Source organism: Bacillus sp. DB-2 (assembly GCF_003315125.1).
Lineage (GTDB): Bacteria > Bacillota > Bacilli > Bacillales > Bacillaceae_G > Bacillus_A > Bacillus_A mycoides.
This window is the reverse complement of sequence record NZ_QNRN01000017.1, coordinates 115,985-133,647: the sequence shown is the minus strand read 5'-3', so window position 1 is coordinate 133,647 and position 17,663 is coordinate 115,985. Positions and strand designations below refer to the sequence as shown.

General features: G+C 38.6%; 11 protein-coding genes, 22 tRNA genes and 1 rRNA gene. 31 read left to right on the top strand and 3 right to left on the bottom strand.

What is annotated here, in order from left to right; genetic code table 11:
• Positions 1-182 precede the first annotated feature (182 nt).
• The 24 genes from rrf (at position 183) to DET63_RS30400 (ending at position 2,559) form a co-directional block, all read left to right on the top strand.
• Positions 183-298 (top strand): 5S ribosomal RNA (rrf, locus tag DET63_RS25370).
• Between the two features lie 5 nt (positions 299-303).
• Positions 304-379: transfer RNA gene (locus tag DET63_RS25365), tRNA-Val, on the top strand.
• Between the two features lie 4 nt (positions 380-383).
• A tRNA-Thr gene (locus DET63_RS25360) sits at positions 384-459 on the top strand.
• 10 nt (positions 460-469) lie between these two features.
• Positions 470-545 (top strand) — tRNA-His (locus DET63_RS25355).
• Positions 546-569: 24 nt separating this feature from the next.
• Positions 570-650 (top strand) — tRNA-Leu (locus DET63_RS25350).
• A 28-nt stretch (positions 651-678) separates the two neighbouring features.
• Positions 679-753, top strand: a tRNA-Gly gene (locus DET63_RS25345).
• Between the two features lie 16 nt (positions 754-769).
• Positions 770-858, top strand: a tRNA-Leu gene (locus DET63_RS25340).
• A 3-nt stretch (positions 859-861) separates the two neighbouring features.
• A tRNA-Arg gene (locus DET63_RS25335) sits at positions 862-935 on the top strand.
• 11 nt (positions 936-946) lie between these two features.
• A tRNA-Pro gene (locus tag DET63_RS25330) sits at positions 947-1,020 on the top strand.
• A gap of 14 nt (positions 1,021-1,034) precedes the next feature.
• Positions 1,035-1,107: transfer RNA gene (locus DET63_RS25325), tRNA-Ala, on the top strand.
• A 20-nt stretch (positions 1,108-1,127) separates the two neighbouring features.
• Positions 1,128-1,204, top strand: a tRNA-Met gene (locus tag DET63_RS25320).
• A gap of 4 nt (positions 1,205-1,208) precedes the next feature.
• Positions 1,209-1,285, top strand: a tRNA-Ile gene (locus DET63_RS25315).
• 17 nt (positions 1,286-1,302) lie between these two features.
• Positions 1,303-1,395: transfer RNA gene (locus DET63_RS25310), tRNA-Ser, on the top strand.
• Between the two features lie 27 nt (positions 1,396-1,422).
• Positions 1,423-1,499 (top strand) — tRNA-Met (locus DET63_RS25305).
• Positions 1,500-1,502: 3 nt separating this feature from the next.
• A tRNA-Asp gene (locus tag DET63_RS25300) sits at positions 1,503-1,578 on the top strand.
• A 14-nt stretch (positions 1,579-1,592) separates the two neighbouring features.
• A tRNA-Phe gene (locus DET63_RS25295) sits at positions 1,593-1,668 on the top strand.
• Between the two features lie 14 nt (positions 1,669-1,682).
• A tRNA-Thr gene (locus tag DET63_RS25290) sits at positions 1,683-1,758 on the top strand.
• Between the two features lie 10 nt (positions 1,759-1,768).
• Positions 1,769-1,844: transfer RNA gene (locus DET63_RS25285), tRNA-Lys, on the top strand.
• A gap of 13 nt (positions 1,845-1,857) precedes the next feature.
• Positions 1,858-1,928 (top strand) — tRNA-Gly (locus DET63_RS25280).
• Between the two features lie 6 nt (positions 1,929-1,934).
• Positions 1,935-2,011, top strand: a tRNA-Ile gene (locus DET63_RS25275).
• Between the two features lie 7 nt (positions 2,012-2,018).
• Positions 2,019-2,093 (top strand) — tRNA-Asn (locus DET63_RS25270).
• Positions 2,094-2,099: 6 nt separating this feature from the next.
• Positions 2,100-2,190 (top strand) — tRNA-Ser (locus tag DET63_RS25265).
• A 6-nt stretch (positions 2,191-2,196) separates the two neighbouring features.
• Positions 2,197-2,268: transfer RNA gene (locus DET63_RS25260), tRNA-Glu, on the top strand.
• A gap of 135 nt (positions 2,269-2,403) precedes the next feature.
• Entirely contained in the window at positions 2,404-2,559 is a 156-nt protein-coding gene (locus DET63_RS30400) for a hypothetical protein (protein ID WP_181777957.1), read from the top strand.
• A 30-nt stretch (positions 2,560-2,589) separates the two neighbouring features.
• Here DET63_RS30400 and DET63_RS25255 read toward each other — a convergent pair whose 3' ends face one another.
• Entirely contained in the window at positions 2,590-3,813 is a 1,224-nt protein-coding gene (locus DET63_RS25255; RefSeq protein WP_113938211.1) for an MFS transporter, read from the bottom strand.
• Between the two features lie 323 nt (positions 3,814-4,136).
• Here DET63_RS25255 and DET63_RS25250 point away from each other — a divergent pair, with 323 nt between their 5' ends.
• The 3 genes from DET63_RS25250 to DET63_RS25240 all read left to right on the top strand — a co-directional run bounded on the left by DET63_RS25250 (position 4,137) and on the right by DET63_RS25240 (position 6,511).
• Positions 4,137-4,736: a TetR/AcrR family transcriptional regulator gene (locus DET63_RS25250; protein ID WP_113938210.1), complete on the top strand. Its 600-nt coding sequence runs from the start codon at positions 4,137-4,139 to the stop codon at positions 4,734-4,736.
• A gap of 60 nt (positions 4,737-4,796) precedes the next feature.
• Positions 4,797-5,099 carry a hypothetical protein gene (locus DET63_RS25245; protein ID WP_016120972.1) on the top strand — a complete coding sequence of 101 codons (303 nt, stop codon included), beginning with the start codon at positions 4,797-4,799 and terminating at the stop codon, positions 5,097-5,099.
• A gap of 467 nt (positions 5,100-5,566) precedes the next feature.
• Positions 5,567-6,511 carry an L-lactate dehydrogenase gene (locus DET63_RS25240; protein ID WP_002089250.1) on the top strand — a complete coding sequence of 315 codons (945 nt, stop codon included), beginning with the start codon at positions 5,567-5,569 and terminating at the stop codon, positions 6,509-6,511.
• Positions 6,512-6,685: 174 nt separating this feature from the next.
• Here the strand turns inward: DET63_RS25240 and DET63_RS25230 are convergent, their stop codons facing one another.
• Together DET63_RS25230 and DET63_RS25225 are read right to left on the bottom strand one after the other, a co-directional pair.
• The gene (locus tag DET63_RS25230) at positions 6,686-10,909 is read right to left on the bottom strand and encodes a S8 family serine peptidase (protein ID WP_113938208.1); all 4,224 of its coding nucleotides are present in this window, start codon (positions 10,907-10,909) and stop codon (positions 6,686-6,688) included.
• Between the two features lie 32 nt (positions 10,910-10,941).
• Positions 10,942-11,547, bottom strand: a complete 606-nt coding sequence (locus tag DET63_RS25225; RefSeq protein ID WP_113938207.1) for a CalY family protein — start codon at positions 11,545-11,547, stop codon at positions 10,942-10,944.
• Between the two features lie 470 nt (positions 11,548-12,017).
• On the opposite strand from DET63_RS25225, the gene glgB reads away from it, so the two are divergent.
• The 4 genes from glgB (at position 12,018) to glgA (ending at position 17,654) form a co-directional block, all read left to right on the top strand.
• The gene (glgB, locus tag DET63_RS25220) at positions 12,018-13,955 is read left to right on the top strand and encodes a 1,4-alpha-glucan branching protein GlgB (protein ID WP_113938206.1); all 1,938 of its coding nucleotides are present in this window, start codon (positions 12,018-12,020) and stop codon (positions 13,953-13,955) included.
• Complete coding sequence (glgC, locus tag DET63_RS25215) at positions 13,903-15,033, top strand: glucose-1-phosphate adenylyltransferase (protein WP_002129671.1); 1,131 nt, start codon at positions 13,903-13,905, stop codon at positions 15,031-15,033. The genes glgB and glgC overlap by 53 nt, the downstream gene beginning before the upstream one ends.
• 18 nt (positions 15,034-15,051) lie before the next feature.
• Positions 15,052-16,086 carry a glucose-1-phosphate adenylyltransferase subunit GlgD gene (gene glgD / locus DET63_RS25210; protein ID WP_113938205.1) on the top strand — a complete coding sequence of 345 codons (1,035 nt, stop codon included), beginning with the start codon at positions 15,052-15,054 and terminating at the stop codon, positions 16,084-16,086.
• Between the two features lie 137 nt (positions 16,087-16,223).
• Complete coding sequence (glgA, locus tag DET63_RS25205) at positions 16,224-17,654, top strand: glycogen synthase GlgA (RefSeq protein ID WP_113938214.1); 1,431 nt, start codon at positions 16,224-16,226, stop codon at positions 17,652-17,654.
• The last annotated feature ends 9 nt before the right edge of the window (positions 17,655-17,663 follow it).

Genomic DNA, 17,663 nt, shown 5'->3' with positions numbered 1-17,663 from the left:
ATGATCAGGTTGATAGGTTCGAGGTGGAAGCATGGTGACATGTGGAGCTGACGAATACTAATAGATCGAGGACTTAACCATATAATATGAAGCAATGTTATCTAGTTTTGAAAGAATATAAAAAACTTATTGACTTTAAATGTCGAATAAGTTATGATAATTCTTGTCTTAAATGAATACAGTCTGGTAATGATGGCAGAGAGGTCACACCCGTTCCCATACCGAACACGGAAGTTAAGCTCTCTAGCGCCGATGGTAGTTGGGACCTTGTCCCTGTGAGAGTAGGACGTTGCCAGGCAATTCGGAGGATTAGCTCAGCTGGGAGAGCACCTGCCTTACAAGCAGGGGGTCGGCGGTTCGATCCCGTCATCCTCCACCATTTAGCCGACTTAGCTCAATTGGTAGAGCAACTGACTTGTAATCAGTAGGTTGGGGGTTCAAGTCCTCTAGTCGGCACCAGAAAATCATGGCGGTTGTGGCGAAGTGGTTAACGCACCGGATTGTGGCTCCGGCACTCGTGGGTTCAATTCCCATCAGTCGCCCCATTTTTTCTTTTTAAATTATAATATGCGGGTGTGGCGGAATTGGCAGACGCACTAGACTTAGGATCTAGCGCCTTTGGCGTGGGGGTTCGACTCCCTTCACCCGCACTTTAATAAAATAACTCAAACATGTCTTGCGGAAGTAGTTCAGTGGTAGAATACAACCTTGCCAAGGTTGGGGTCGCGGGTTCGAATCCCGTCTTCCGCTCCAATTTTCAGTATGACATGCCGGGGTGGCGGAACAGGCAGACGCACAGGACTTAAAATCCTGCGGTGGGTGACCACCGTGCGGGTTCGACCCCCGCCCTCGGCACCATATGCGCCCGTAGCTCAATTGGATAGAGCGTTTGACTACGGATCAAGAGGTTAGGGGTTCGACTCCTCTCGGGCGCGTTTTTTATTAACGGGAAGTGGCTCAGCTTGGTAGAGCACCTGGTTTGGGACCAGGGGGTCGCAGGTTCAAATCCTGTCTTCCCGATATTTTCAAAATATGGGGCCTTAGCTCAGCTGGGAGAGCGCCTGCCTTGCACGCAGGAGGTCAGCGGTTCGATCCCGCTAGGCTCCACTTATTTGAATATAACTTATGGCGGTGTAGCTCAGCTGGCTAGAGCGTACGGTTCATACCCGTGAGGTCGGGGGTTCGATCCCCTCCGCCGCTACCATAAAGGACCTTTAGCTCAGCTGGTTAGAGCAGACGGCTCATAACCGTCCGGTCGTAGGTTCGAGTCCTACAAGGTCCACCACTCAAAGTTCATATCTCGGAGGTATACCCAAGTTCGGCTGAAGGGATCGGTCTTGAAAACCGACAGGCGGCGAGAGTCGCGCGGGGGTTCGAATCCCTCTACCTCCTCCATTTTTTCTAAATTAAATATTATATCATCGCGGGGTGGAGCAGTACGGTAGCTCGTCGGGCTCATAACCCGAAGGTCGCAGGTTCAAATCCTGTCCCCGCAACCAAATGGTCCCGTGGTGTAGTGGTTAACATGCCTGCCTGTCACGCAGGAGATCGCCGGTTCGACCCCGGTCGGGACCGCCATTTTTTTACATAAAGGCTCGGTAGCTCAGTCGGTAGAGCAGAGGACTGAAAATCCTCGTGTCGGCGGTTCGATTCCGTCCCGAGCCACCATTTTGAAATCGCAAGCCGGCTTAGCTCAATTGGTAGAGCAACTGACTTGTAATCAGTAGGTTGGGGGTTCAAGTCCTCTAGCCGGCACCACTTTCAAAATGAGCCATTAGCTCAGTTGGTAGAGCATCTGACTTTTAATCAGAGGGTCGAAGGTTCGAATCCTTCATGGCTCACCATTTTTAATTTAATGCGGGTGTAGTTTAGTGGTAAAACAAGAGCCTTCCAAGCTCTGGTCGAGAGTTCGATTCTCTTCACCCGCTTTTTATGGGCCTATAGCTCAGCTGGTTAGAGCGCACGCCTGATAAGCGTGAGGTCGATGGTTCGAGTCCATTTAGGCCCACCATAATTATTCCGCAGTAGCTCAGTGGTAGAGCTATCGGCTGTTAACCGATCGGTCGTAGGTTCGAGTCCTACCTGCGGAGCCATATTATAGAGAAGTACCCAAGTGGCTCAAGGGGCTCCCCTGCTAAGGGAGTAGATCGCGAACGCGGTGCGAGGGTTCGAATCCCTTCTTCTCTGCCAGATTTTGGCCCGTTGGTCAAGTGGTTAAGACACCGCCCTTTCACGGCGGTAACACGGGTTCGAATCCCGTACGGGTCATACTAAAAGAGATAGCATAATCTGCTATCTCTTTTTTGTTGTATAAAAGTGGACTTTTGATAGTCTGCTTTTTTTTATAGATTTTTGTATACTTTTTTCTATTTGAAGCGTCTAACTAATAGAAAGGAGAGAGCGATGGAGTATGAAAAGGTCATTATAGAAACATCAAAAAGTATTTATAGATATTTGCTTAAAATTGGAGTAACACGAGCAGAAGCAGAGAATATCGTTCAAGATACGATACAAAAAAGTTATATTAATTTAAATGGGATTACCTCTTCTTATGCATAAGAAGAGGTAATCCTATTTTTTGAATATGTTTTAATTCTCTGCTGAATGCCCATCCGGTTTCATAACAGCATGACTATATGCGGAGTGGAGAGTTTTGTATCCTAAAAGTGCAATAATTAAGGCAAGGCCTCCTGCAATAATAGCCACACTAAATCCTGCGCGAGCTCCAAAGGTATCAATAATTAAACCAGCTACCGCTGATCCTAGAGAGACTCCAATACCAAGTCCTGTAATTGCCCAGGTCATTCCTTCGGTTATTTTTGATTCAGGTACGATTTTTTCCACCAGTCCCATAGTAATAATCATAGTAGGGGCAACAGATAAGCCTGCAAAGAAAACAATAACTACTAGCCAAGCAATAGTGTTTACGAAAACTAGTGGCAGCATTGTTACCATTGATAGTGTGACTGCTATTAAAAATTGATTATATGGTGGAGTACTGAGTTTAAGAGTGCCGAAAATAAGACCTGCCAGGCATGAACCGATTGCATAGACGGAAAGCACAAAGCTAGCAGCTACTGTGTTTCCTTGATGCTCAGCAAAAGCCACACTAACTACATCTATTGTGCCAAATATAGTACCTATAGCGATGAGTGTGAATACAAGCACTCGTAATGTACCAATTTTAAATACTGTTCCTTTGTTTGTAATGTCGTGGGGATGTACATGTGGTTCTGTGCTTTTTTGCATGGTGAATAGGCATACCCCGATTGTAAGAAAAACACATGATAAAAGTGGTCCTGCTTCTGGGAAGAACATAACACTTAAACTGACGGATAATACAGGACCAATGATGAAGCAAAGTTCATCGACGACCGATTCGAAGGAAAATGCTGTATGCAATTTATGAGATCCACGGTATAGTTTAGTCCAACGTGCACGTACCATGGCCGACATGTTTGGCATACAACCCGCACATAAGGCGGATAGAAATAGCGTCCAATAAGGAGCCTCATATTTCGTACATAGAAGTAAGAGAATCGTAAAGAAAACACTGATACCTGTAGTCGGAAGAAGTATACGAGATTGCCCTAATTGATCAGCCATACGAGAAATATGAGGAGCTAGTAAAGCTGATGATAATGTGAAGGTGGCTGCAACGGCTCCGGCAAGCCAATAGTCACCACGTAACTGAGATAACATTGTAACAATACCAATCCCCATCATTGATATGGGCATCCGAGCTATAAAGCCTGCTAATGAGAATCCTTTTGTACCAGAAGCACTGAAAATCTCACGGTAGGAATTAAACATAATAATCACCAAAGTATTTGACGTTTACATATACATTCTTCATTCTTTTAACTCCTCCTCTGTGTCGTTAATACCTTCTATAAAAAGGGACAGTGAGTCAATTTAGGGTATAAGTAAGAAGTTATATTATCTTGTAAGCTAGAAAAAAATGACATACGCACCGTATGTCAATATCATATTAACATACGGTGCGTATGTCAATTGAAATGTTTTATCTCTGGATGGAGAGCTAACGTTAAAAGGAGTTATTCTTTTATATAGAGAACGATACTATAATGGGATTCATTTTGAATAAAGGGAATGAATAGAAGTAGGAGGAAAAGATGGTTAAAAAAACAAGAGCAGAAATGATCATTGAAACACGCGCTAAATTGCTGAGTGCAGCAAGAGAGGCTTTCGGTACAGTTGGATATGTAAACACATCTATGGATGATTTTACTGCATCTGTCGGTTTAACGCGTGGTGCAATTTATCATCATTTTGGCGATAAAAAAGGATTGCTAGAAGCAGTTGTAAAAGAAATTGATATGGAAATGGATAATAAATTACGGAAAGTATCAGATGAGGCGGAAGGTAATTGGGAAGGATTTGTTGGGCGCTGTCGAGCTTATTTAACGATGGCACTTGATCCAGAAATTCAGCGAATCGTACTTCGAGATGCACCAGCAGTATTAGGAACTAGTTATTATCAATCATCACAGTCACAATGTTTAGCGACGATGGCGGAGATACTTCAGCAACTAATGAAGGATTGTATTATTGAAAAGACGGACTGTGAAGCTTTAGCAAGATTCATAAATGGCGGACTAGTGGACCTTGCTTGTTGGATCGCGAATTCTGAAGATGCCGAGGCACAGTTGTCTAAAGCTTTACATAGCCTATCACTTATATTGAATGGTTTATTATTAGAAAAGAATGCATGATTTTAACGGATATTTCTTTATTAATATACAGTAATTGCCAAAATGGAGGTGATACAGCTCATGTTAATTTATTTGCTCCTTTTCGCATTAGCAGGCTGTTTATTTATATGGATAGGAAGTAATATATTGAAAAAAGAAAGAACACCTTTCATTGCAGGATATAATACTGTATTCCATCCAAAGAATGAAAGGGTGTTAGCAAGACGAGTAGGTGTAGTAGTTATTCTATTTGGAGTAGAAACAATATTGTTTCCACCAGTTGCATTTTTCTTCAACGTTGAGGGATTTTACTTTGGTATTTTAGCTGGGGTAGATATTGTTGTTGTATTTATTCTTCTCATAGTAGATCAGCTGGAAGTTTAATATGTTACGTTTTGCTTACTTGTATCTTGGAAAATGGTTTGTAGAATAGATTCCCATATGCTAGGGCATCAGGGAAGAAATGCCCAGCTTCGTTTATATAGTGTGTTACCGCATGAGGAGTAGTTTGAGGCTACTCTTTTATTTCTTCTATTGATGAAACGATATTATCTGTACGTTGCTAAAAATGGAGAGGGGTAAAAACATTTTTAAAGTGGTAATTAAACTTGTTTATTTCGATTCACAATCTTTATAAAACATCTTCATTGGTATTGATTCCACACTTGATCTAATCATTTTACACTCTATGTGAAAAAGTTCACAAATAGGTCATAATTTGTGAATGAATTCACAATGATCCGTGCTACAATATGTATGTAAAGAAGTTAAACAACATTAAATTAGTATTTTAATTAATTACTTAAACAATAATAAAAAATAGATGTAAACAATTGAAAGGGGAAATTAACATGAAAAAAGGTATCAATCGCGTAGTATTAGTAGGAACAGGAGCTGTAGGTTGTAGTTATGCTTACTCAATGATCAACCAAGGTGTAGCTGAAGAATTCGTACTAGTAGATGTTAATGAAGCAAAAGCAGAAGGAGAAGCAATGGACTTAAGCCATGCGGTACCATTCTCTCCAGCACCAACAAAAGTTTGGAGCGGTAGCTATGCAGATTGTAAAGATGCAGATTTAGTAGTTATCACTGCTGGATTACCACAAAAGCCAGGCGAAACTCGTTTAGACTTAGTTGAGAAAAATACAAAGATCTTTAAACAAATCGTTCGTGGTATTATGGATAGCGGATTCGATGGAATCTTCTTAATTGCAACTAACCCAGTTGATATTTTAACTTACGTAACTTGGAAAGAATCTGGTTTACCGAAAGAGCGCGTAATCGGTTCTGGTACTACTTTAGACTCTGCTCGTTTCCGTTACATGTTAGGTGACTACTTAGATGTAGATCCACGTAACGTTCATGCTTACATCGTTGGTGAGCACGGTGACACTGAACTTCCAGTATGGAGCCACGCTACTGTAGGTGTACAAAAACTAGAAACAATCTTAGCGAACAACGAACAGTATAACCAAGAAGATTTAGATAAAATCTTTGAAAATGTACGCGATGCAGCTTACCACATTATTGAGCGTAAAGGCGCAACTTACTACGGAATCGGTATGTCACTACTTCGTGTAACTAAAGCGATCTTAAGTAACGAGAACAGCGTATTAACTGTATCTGCATACCTTGAAGGTCAATATGGTGAGAAAGATGCTTACGTAGGTGTTCCAGCTGTTATTAACCGCGAAGGTGTACGTGAAATCGTAGAACTTGAATTAAACGAAGAAGAAAAAGTGAAGTTCGCTCATTCTGTAAAAGTATTAAAAGAAACAATGGCACCAGTACTATAATAATTGCTAAATAATTCAGAGGCGGGAAACTGCTTCCTACCTCTGAGTTTTTATATAATTTAATATAAATTCCTTTTCCGGTTTCCCTTGTATATCCCCAATATACCCCTTTTGTTGGATAAGGGTCATTTATAGAAAAAAGCACTCTATTTTCGAATAGAGTGCTTTTATGTGTTATTTTTTCGGTGTTAATCCTAATTTCTTTAAAATATCTGCGAGTGTACCGCTTTTTGATTTTTCTACAGGTGTTTGTGATTTTGCTGCATCCGGTCCTTTTTTCAAGAAGTTCTTTTCAACGAAGCGAATGTCTTTTTCGTCGACGATGCCGTCATTATTAAGGTCGCCGTCTTTCACCGATAGTCCTTTTTTACCATAGTTGCTAGCGATAATTTCAGCATCTTTAATATCAATGACTTTATCTCCATTTACATCACCTGCAAGGTTTTCATCAGGTCGTGCGTAATAATACTGGCCAAGCAGCTTACCATCTTTTTCAGTACCTAATTTCGTTGTTAGGCGGCTTGTTAAATGCCCTGGAACTTCTACGTATAAGTTATAGTCACGTTTATTAACAGGAAGTCCATTTAATTTGAAGTATCCGTATTTATCCAGTGAGCCTTCAAATTTATGACGGTAAGAATCAGTTGCATATACTTTTACGCCAAGTTTCGTATAATCAAACTTTTCATCTAAATATCCACGTTCATTTACGAATGCACCAGGTTTAATATTTCCTTCTACTAGTGAGTTTAAAGACATAACTGAGAATGTTTGATCTTGCAGTATACGCATTCTGTTTGGCTCTGATTCACCTTGTTTCCAGTAAACGAACACTGGTAAATCTAACTGAGCATTTGCTTCATAAAATTCATCATTTTCTACTTTGAAAGTTACATCAATGAATGGGAAATCACCGTCTAATCCAGCGAAGTTTTTATCATCAATAGCTCCGCCTACTGTAACAGAACCTTCTTCTAATTTCGGCTCATTTACTTTTGCAGTTACACCTTTTTCAGAAAGGAGTTTTTCAAAAGCAGGATTCAATTTCGCATTTGCAAATTTGAAGTTCTTCTCTAGGAATTTCACGTTAAATTCTCCAGATACAAATTGTTTCACATGTTTAGCATCTAGTGTCACAGTGAATTCATCATTTTTATATAATTCTTTTTTATCATAACTAGCTTTCGCATATTGAGCACCTTGCGGGATGAACCAATAGTTATTTACACCGCTTGGATAGTCGGGGCCTGCAGTTGCATAATCGAAAATATATACGCCTGTGTTCATTGGGCCTTCCGTTCTGAAGGAGTCAGGTGTAATACCAACTTTAAAGTCGCCATTTTCAGTAATCGGTAAAAACTTATGCAAGTATGGGGAATAGTCATAGTACATAACCCCGTTCGCTTCTTGCGTAATGTTTAACCCTTTTCCTTTTAAGTAGTCAACGTTTGAATCATACACATTTCCCTTAATCCATAGTGCTTTTTTACCGTCTTCTACTGTATAGTTTTCTTCATTTAATTCATAAATACCAGGCTGTAATCCAGTTAATTTCACTTCTGGCGGTGTATTATCAATTACGACATAATCACCTTTCACACGTGCCTTCCCGGCTTTATCATAGCCAACAAATTCAATTGTGTAATCTCCTTCTGGTAAGTCGATTTTCTCATCACCAATTGGTTTTGCAGGATCATTTGTAAAAGGATACACTCTGCCGTTAAAGAATGAATCTAAGTAGTAATACACATCCGTTTGTAGTCCACTCGTGTTTAATGTTCCGATGAAGCCGAGCGCTTTATTTGTTTTTGAGTCTTTCACGATAAGATCTAACGTTTCAAGTTCGCTGTTTAATTGGAACGCCCCGTGAACATATGATTCACGGTATGGATTGAATTTAGATGTATCAGTTGAGATTGTTTTTCTTGATAATAGTGCATTTTCAATACCAGGCTCTGATACACGAATAGAGAACGGAATTTGATACGTTTCTTCTTTATTTTTCGTGTTTGTAATATGAATATACCCTTCATATCGGCCTTGCTTTGCACCAGCTGGAATATTAATTTTTGCTTCAATTTCATCTGATTTACCAGCATCAATTGTTATTGTTTCAGAAGTAGAAACTTTTACACCGCTTGCGATAGCATCGTTAATAGTGGAAGATGCTGGTGTATAAGAAATTTCTGTTTTAAATTCTTTTTTCTCCTGTTTATTACGATTCTCAATTTTAATTTTTCGTTTTTGTTCAATTGATTCCCCATCTTTTTGATAGTACTTCCCGAATGCAATTGATCCAGTTTCTTCTGGTACTTCAATCACTTCATCATTAACTATTGTTTTTGTTGTATCTAACACTTTAAAACTCGTTTCAGTATGAACGGAGTTGTAAGCATCTACTCGTCCAGCTCCAACTTCATATACGGAATACTTCTCTTTTAAATCATCAGCAGTATTCATGAGGGAAGCTTTCACATCAAATGGAGTGTATTCTGGATGTTCTTGTAAAATAAGTGCAGCCACACCAGCGATGTGAGGAGAAGCCATTGAAGTTCCTTGCATGCGCTCATAGGAAACATCATAATTTTCCCCTTCTTGTGGATCGTTAATATATTCAGGTACTGTTGAAAGTACAGCAACACCAGGTGCTGTAATATCTGGTTTAATATCATCATTTGATATAACAGGGCCGCGTGAGCTAAAGTCTGCAAGATGATCGCCTTCTGTTTGAATGTAATTAATCTCATCGAAAGTTAAGGATGTGCTACCTTGTTCGATTTGAGCTTTTAGTTTTTCGCCGTTTTCTTTCGTTAAGCGGAATGCTGGAATGTATTTTGTGCTTTCACCAACATAGAAAGGAATTTCTCCATCCACGTTGTTATAAATAATAACGGCTTTTGCACCTGCTTGTTTTGCGTTCGCAATTTTTTCATCAAAGGAGAGTGTACCACGTGCAACGAGAGCGATTTTTCCTTTTACATCTTTTTTGCTAAACTCGTCAGGCGTACCGATTCCTACAGATTCAATAGGTAAAGTTTGTCCTTTGAAATCTTCTATTTTATCAGTGAAATTTTTTCCGAATAAAATGAGATTAGAAAATTGTAACTGTCCTGCATGCCCTGATAGTTTCGGTAAGGAAATAGAGCTATCGCTTGCCCCAACTGTAATAGCAAATGGAGAAGCACCTGGTGATCCGAGTGTTGCTGGATTTGGCCCAGAGTTCCCGGCAGCAACGACTGTAACGACACCGGAAAGCATCGCGTTATTGACAGCGATAGATGTTGGATCAAGTGGATTGTTGCTATCATCACCTAACGATAAGTTAATAACGTTCATCCCGTCAGAAATAGATTTATCAATTGCAGCGATAATACCTGAACTATCCCCGCTACCGTACGGACCAAGTACACGATAGTTATAAAGTTCAATGTCAGGTGCAACACCTTTTACTGCGGAATCTGATTTATTTTTCTTTTGAGCAGAAACAATACCTGCTACGTGAGTACCGTGTGCTGTGTAGAAGGAAGAACCACGATTATTAAATTCAGGAGCGCCAGATTGTTGCCACTCTGTATAAGTTGTTTCCATCGGATCTGCATCGTTATTAATAAAGTCCCAACCTTTTACAGAGTTTGGGTCTACCTTACTAGAATCTTCACCCGGTTTTGCGCGATAGCCTTTATACACGTCTTTTAAGTCAGGGTGATTGTAATCAATACCCGTATCTAATACACCAACTTTAATACCTTTTCCGGTAATGCCCTCGCTATGTAACTTGTCTACTCCAATTTGCGGAATGCTATCTGTTAGTTTTTGAGGTGCTTTTTGCTCCGCTTGTTTTGGTAAATCTAATTTCACTTCGTAATCTTTCCAAATACGTTTTACAACGCCAATTCGTAACAATTCTTCCACTGTATTTGCAGGTAACGTTAGCGCAACCCCATTTATAGCATGCTTATAAGAACGTTTAATTTGTACAGACTGGAAATTCCCTGATTTTACTGATGAGCTGAATTGATAAAGGCGTTTTAATCCTTTTTGGAATTCCTCATGTTCTTGATCAATACGTGCTTTTATATTTTCAGGAGCAGCTTGTAACCCTTTTTCTTTTTGTTTTAATTCATTAATCTTTACTGGAGCAGTTTGAAATTCTACAATGATATTTACTGGTTCAGAACTACTCGTATTAATATCTGGTGAAATAGTAAAACCAGGATTGGCATCTAACGTTTGTAATGCCTGGCGCTGTTCTTTAGAAAGTTTTGATAGTAAAGACTGGGCGTTTGAAGAGTCAATTTGGTTAATAGGGTTTTCAGCAAGTACATTGAACGGAAGGGCAGTTGAAAATAGAACGCCAGCCGTTACAATTCCGGTAACAAAACGATTTTTCTTTTTCATGTATAGGCCTCCGATAATTTATATTTTAAAAATTATTTCTCCACGCCTGGTGTTTGCTCTGCATGGAATGTCCAGTTTAGATGTAAGGAATCACCCTGGAATTTATTTTGATCTTGGTCGTTGTCTTCAAAGGAGAAGAGAACGTGTAAATAATCTGTTTCACCAGACTTAATACCGTCTATTAAGTTATGACGTTCTAGAGAAGTAGCTACATCTTCAGGTTTCATAGTTTTTAAGTCTGATAGTTTTGTTTCCCACAAAATTTCATGATCATCGTTTGGATTAGATGGTTTTCCATCATTCACTAAAAATTTGACGATGATGTGATCACCTAAATCTTCACCATCATTATTTTGCTTTGCATCTGTAACCTCATAGGATGTTTCAAGTGCTACTTTTGCAATATCCAATGTTCCTTTGTTTTCAAGCTTGAAATTTCTTTCAATCAAATCACCTGGTTTTAAATCTTTCACATTAACAATTACACTTGGGTTAATAGAAAGATCTAGTGTACCAGCTTGAAATGAGTTACTAGATGTTTCAGAATCACTGAAATAGGCGAATACACCGCCGAATGTAAGGGATAATCCAAGTGAAGCTGTGACAACTCCCATTCCAAGCTTTTGTTTTAATGACATAAGAAAGCCCCCTAATTTAATTTTTATCAAACTTTCGCCTGGAGCATCGATAGAGTAAACATAGTGTTTCAGTATGAATTATATTTGCGAAGGTTCGATGTTCTTTATTGAGAACAAGTATATGCTTATGAATTTTCCATTTCAATAAAATTGTGACAAAAAATGTTGAGAAACATTTTTTTATGACAGATTATTTTGTTGCGATTTTAAGTGATAAATAGCGAGTAAAATAGGATAAATCTTATGAAATAAAGGTTGAGAAATAAATAATAGGATGAAAGACTAGTAGGAAATGAAGCGTTTGCAATGAATATTCGTCAAAATTCGATATTTTACACAGTAAATTTGAATATTTTAAGCGAAATTAAAGAAAAAAACGAATATTTTTTAAAAAATAACAAGGATATTTCAGTTTTTCGCAGAAATGATAAAGAGTAAAAAATTTCTGTCATCTTAGTGAGGTGAACATATTGGATGTAATAAATTGTGAAGAAGTGAAACGAGATGAGTTTCATACAGAAAAGTACTATGACAGTTATAACATCTTTGGCGCACATATTGTGACGGAAGATGGGATGCGAGGTGTACGATTCACAGTATGGGCTCCTCATGCGAAAGCAATGAGTGTTGTTGGAGATTTTAATGAATGGGATTATGAGCAACATAAGATGCTACAAGTGACAGAAGAGGGGATTTGGTCCTTGTTTGTACCGCATATTGAAGAGAATGAGATATATAAGTATGCGATTGAAACGATGGATGGTGACGTTATTTTAAAAGCAGATCCTTACGCAGTATATGCAGAAGTAAGACCAAATACGGCATCTGTAGTTTTTGATATAGAGGGATATGAATGGAATGATAAAAACTGGATTCGTAAGAGAAAGAAAAAATCGATTTATAAAGAAGCGATGACAGTTTATGAATTACATTTCGGTTCTTGGAAAAAGAAAGAGGATGGCGCTCTGTATTCTTACAGAGAAATGGCCGAGGAGCTCATTCCGTATGTGGTGGAACATCAATTTACACATATTGAAATTATGCCGCTTGTTGAGCATCCATATGATCGTTCTTGGGGATATCAAGGAACAGGATATTATGCAGCGACAAGTAGATTCGGCACGCCACATGATTTGATGTATTTTGTCGATGAATGTCATAAATATGGAATCGGTGTCATTTTAGATTGGGTACCGGGGCATTTTTGTAAAGATGCTCACGGTTTATATTTGTTTGATGGGACACCGACGTATGAATATAAAGATAGAGACGTACAAGAAAACCTTGTATGGGGAACTGTTAATTTTGATTTAGGGAAGAGAGAAGTACGTAATTTCTTAATTTCAAATGCGTTATTTTGGATGAAGCATTTCCATATTGATGGTTTCAGGGTAGATGCAGTTGCGAATATGCTGTACTGGAATAAAGAAGGAAAAGAGCAAAGCAATGAACACGCCGTTTCTTTCTTACGAGAGTTAAATGAAGCCGTGTTTGCAGAAGATGAAGAGTTTCTTATGACAGCGGAAGATTCAACAGCTTGGCCACTTGTAACAGCTCCAACATACGAGGGTGGGCTTGGATTCAATTATAAATGGAATATGGGTTGGATGAATGACGTGCTGAAATATATGGAATGTGCGCCAGAGTACCGGAAATACATTCATGAGAAAATGACATTCTCTTTAATATATGCTCACTCTGAAAACTTCATATTGCCGCTTTCTCATGATGAAGTCGTTCATGGGAAAAAGTCGTTATTAAATAAAATGCCGGGAGATTACTGGGATAAGTTTGCTCAGCTTCGTTTATTATATGGATATTTCTTTACTCATCCAGGTAAGAAATTACTCTTTATGGGTGGAGAATTCGGGCAATTTGATGAGTGGAAAGACCTTGAAGATTTAGATTGGAATTTACATGATTTTGAAATGCATCGTAATATGCATGATTACTTTAAAGAGCTCATAGCATTGTATAAGCGCTCAAAACCACTTTGGCAGTTAGATCACTCGCCTGAAGGATTTCAGTGGATTGATGCTAATAATAATGAGCAAAGTATTTTCTCGTTTATCCGCCAAGGGGATAAGCAGGAAGATGCGTTAGTTGTCGTATGTAATTTTACGAAAGCTACATATGAAAACTATAAAGTAGGTGTACCAGATTTCGAGTATTATAACGAAATTTTAAACAGTGACTCGGCGCAATATGGCGGATCGGGGCAAGTTAATAAGAAACGTCTCAAGATGATTCTAGAGCCATATCATAATCAAGCGGGACATATAGAAATTACAATTCCACCATTTGGCGTATCCATATTACGACCAGTGAAGACGAGAAAGGGGAGCAAAAAACAAGATGGCTCAAAAACAAAAGTGCGTAGCAATGTTACTAGCAGGGGGAAAAGGTAGTCGTTTAAGTGCATTAACAAAAAATTTAGCCAAGCCAGCTGTTCCATTTGGTGGTAAATATCGCATTATTGATTTTACGTTAAGTAACTGTGCAAACTCCGGTATTGAAACGGTGGGGATTTTAACACAATATCAACCGTTAGAACTTCATAATTATATTGGAATCGGAAATGCTTGGGATCTTGATCGTGTAAACGGTGGAGTCACTGTGTTACCTCCTTATGCGGAGTCTTCAGGTGTGAAGTGGTATACAGGTACGGCAAGTGCTATTTATCAAAACTTAAACTATTTAAGTCAGTATGAACCAGAATATGTCCTTATTTTATCAGGCGATCATATTTATAAAATGGATTACAGCAAAATGCTAGATTACCATATTGAGAAAGAAGCGGACGTTTCGATTTCTGTTATTGAAGTGCCGTGGGATGAAGCAAGTCGCTTTGGCATCATGAATACAAATGAAGAGATGGAAGTTGTTGAATTTGAGGAGAAACCGCAATTTCCAAGAAGTAATCTTGCATCAATGGGAATTTATATTTTTAACTGGGCTATTTTAAAAGAATATTTAGAGATGGATGCAAGAAACCCTGAATCTAGTAATGACTTCGGAAAAGATGTACTTCCGCTTTTATTAGATGAAGGGAAGAAGTTGATGGCGTATCCGTTTGAAGGATATTGGAAAGATGTTGGAACGGTGAAAAGCTTATGGGAAGCGAATATGGATTTACTTCGCGATGAAACATCGTTGAACTTGAACGATCGTAATTGGCGCATTTATTCTGTAAATCCAAACGAGCCGCCTCAATATATTGCAGAAAAGGCAAAAGTAGAAGAGTCACTTATTAATGAAGGGTGCGTCATTGAAGGGGACGTGAAGCATTCTGTTTTATTCCAAGGAGTAACGGTAGAAGAAGGTAGTATGGTAATCGATTCTGTCGTTATGCCTGGGGCAAAGATTGGTAAAAACGTTGTGATTGAAAGAGCGATCGTTGGATCAGAAATGGTTATTGAAGATGGGACAATAATTCGCCCAGAAAAAAATGTTGACGATGTAGTACTAATTGCTGAAGGAAAATAGAAAAGGGGGATGAAATGAATGGGAGAAAAAATGTTAGGGATTATTAATGCAACGGGAAGTTTTCCTTCCTTAAAGAAAGTAACAGGGCATCGTTCATTAGCGGCGTTACCGTTTGGAGGCCGTTACCGACTCATTGATTTCATGCTTTCAAATATGGTAAATTCTAATATTCATAGCGTGGCGGTTTTTACAAGTCATAAAAACCGTTCTTTAATGGATCATGTCGGTTCAGGAAAACAGTGGGATTTAGATAGAAAGCGTGATGGCCTGTTTTTATTCCCACCGAACTGCCAATGTGATCATGACGAATTTGGATCTTTTGCACATTTTAGAAGACATATTGATTATTTTCTAAGAAGCAGAGAAGAATATGTTGTTATTACGAATAGCCATCTTGTAACAGCGTTGAACTTTCAAGCGGTGTTAGAGCGACATATACATACGTCTGCAGATATTACTGAAGTTTGTCATGAAGGGGTTTCGCTTCAAACATATGTGTTAAAGAAACAATTATTGCTAGACTTATTTGAGGCATATAAAGATGTGGAGCAATACAGTTTATTTGATGTAGTGAGAGAAAAGAGCGGGAAATCACTGCATATTACTACGTACGAACATACAGGATATGTAGCTATTATTGATTCTATTGAAAGTTACTATAAACATAGCCTAGAAATTTTGCAGCCTTCTATTTGGAAGCAATTATTTAAGAAAGAAGCACCAATCTTTACGAAAGTAAAAGATGAGCCACCAACTCGTTATATGAAGGGTGCAGTAGTGAAAAATACAATGGTTGCAAACGGCAGTATTATTGAAGGGGAAGTGGAAAATAGTGTTGTCGCCCGTTCTGTTAAAATTGGAAAAGGTTCAATTGTACGTAATAGTATTATTATGCAAAAGAGCCAAATTGGAGATAATTGTATAATAGACGGTGTTATTATTGATAAAGATGTGAAACTTGGCGACGGCGTAGTGTTAAAAGGAAGTGCTGATAAGCCATATGTTGTAGAAAAAGGTAGTGTACAAAATAGTACAATCAACAGTTATTCGTAAATAGCAGGTGCATAATTAGTGGGGGATTTAGAAAACCCCCACTAATTAAGGTTTTACTCTATATGAAAACTTGAAGGGAGGAAGCTGTAAGAAGAGTGATTTATGATGTATACGCTTTTCGTGCAGTGGAACAACAGGTGAATATTTTATTTGCAGTATCAGAATGTGTACCGTTTATTAAATCCGGAGGTCTAGCTGATGTAGCAGGAGCGCTTCCAAAAGAATTAAAAAAATTAGGAGTGAATGTTCGCATTATACTTCCAAACTACAGTCTTATCCCGAAAGAGTTAAGAGAAGGATGTACGCTTCATAAAGTAATTAACGTTCCTCTTGGATGGAGAAATCAATATTGCGGGATTTTAAAAGGTGAGCAGGACGGGATTACGTATTACTTAATAGATAATGAATATTATTTTAAGAGAGATTCTCTATATGGCCATTATGATGATGGGGAGCGTTTTTCTTATTTTTCAAAAGCAGTTTTAGAGTGTATTCCGCATCTTGATTTCGAAGTAGATGTTCTTCATAGCCATGATTGGCACACAGCTATGGTTAATTTCTTACTTCGTGAAAAGTATCAAGATAACCCGTTATATGAGCATATTAAAACGGTATATACGATTCATAACTTGCAGTTCCAAGGTGTATTTCCTCCTGAAGTGATGTACGACTTACTGGAGCTTGGTCATGAATATTTTCATAGTGAACAGCTTGAGTTTTATGGAAACGTGAACTTTATGAAAGGCGGTATTATCGCATCTGACCAAATTACAGCGGTTAGCCCGACATATAAAGAAGAGATTCAATATGAGTTTTTCGGTGAGAAGTTAGATGGATTGTTACGAAAGAATAACGATAAGCTTAGTGGCATTGTAAATGGAATTGATACGAGCGTATATAATCCAGAAACAGATTCGTATATTACTGCTCAGTATAGTGCAGAGTCATTAGATGGAAAGAATGAAAATAAACGTGCATTGCAACGTTATTTTGGTTTGCCAGAAAAAGAAGATACGCCAGTTATTTCGATGGTAACACGATTAACGAAGCAAAAGGGGCTTGATCTAGTACGTACTGTATTCCGTAAAATAATGGAAGAAGATGTACAATGTATTATTTTGGGGTCAGGCGATTCTGAATACGAGCAGTTCTTTGAATGGATGGCATACGAGTATCCAGAAAAGGTAAAAGTATATATTGGGTTTAATGAAGCGTTAGCGCATCAAGTGTACGCGGGAAGCGATTTATTTTTAATGCCATCGCTGTTTGAACCGTGTGGACTTGGACAACTTATTGCGCTAGCATATGGCACGATTCCAATTGTAAGAGAAACAGGCGGATTAAATGATACTGTACATTCTTACGATGAGGACACTGGAATTGGGAATGGCTTTAGCTTTACGAATTTTAATGCGCATGACATGTTACATACGATTCTTCGTGCAATTGAGTTTTATCAAGATAAACCGGTATGGGATAAGCTTGTAAAGCAAGCGATGACTGAAGATTATAGCTGGGGGAAATCTGCTCTTGCATACAAGAAATTGTATAAAAGTCTCATGGAATAACATTGAGGT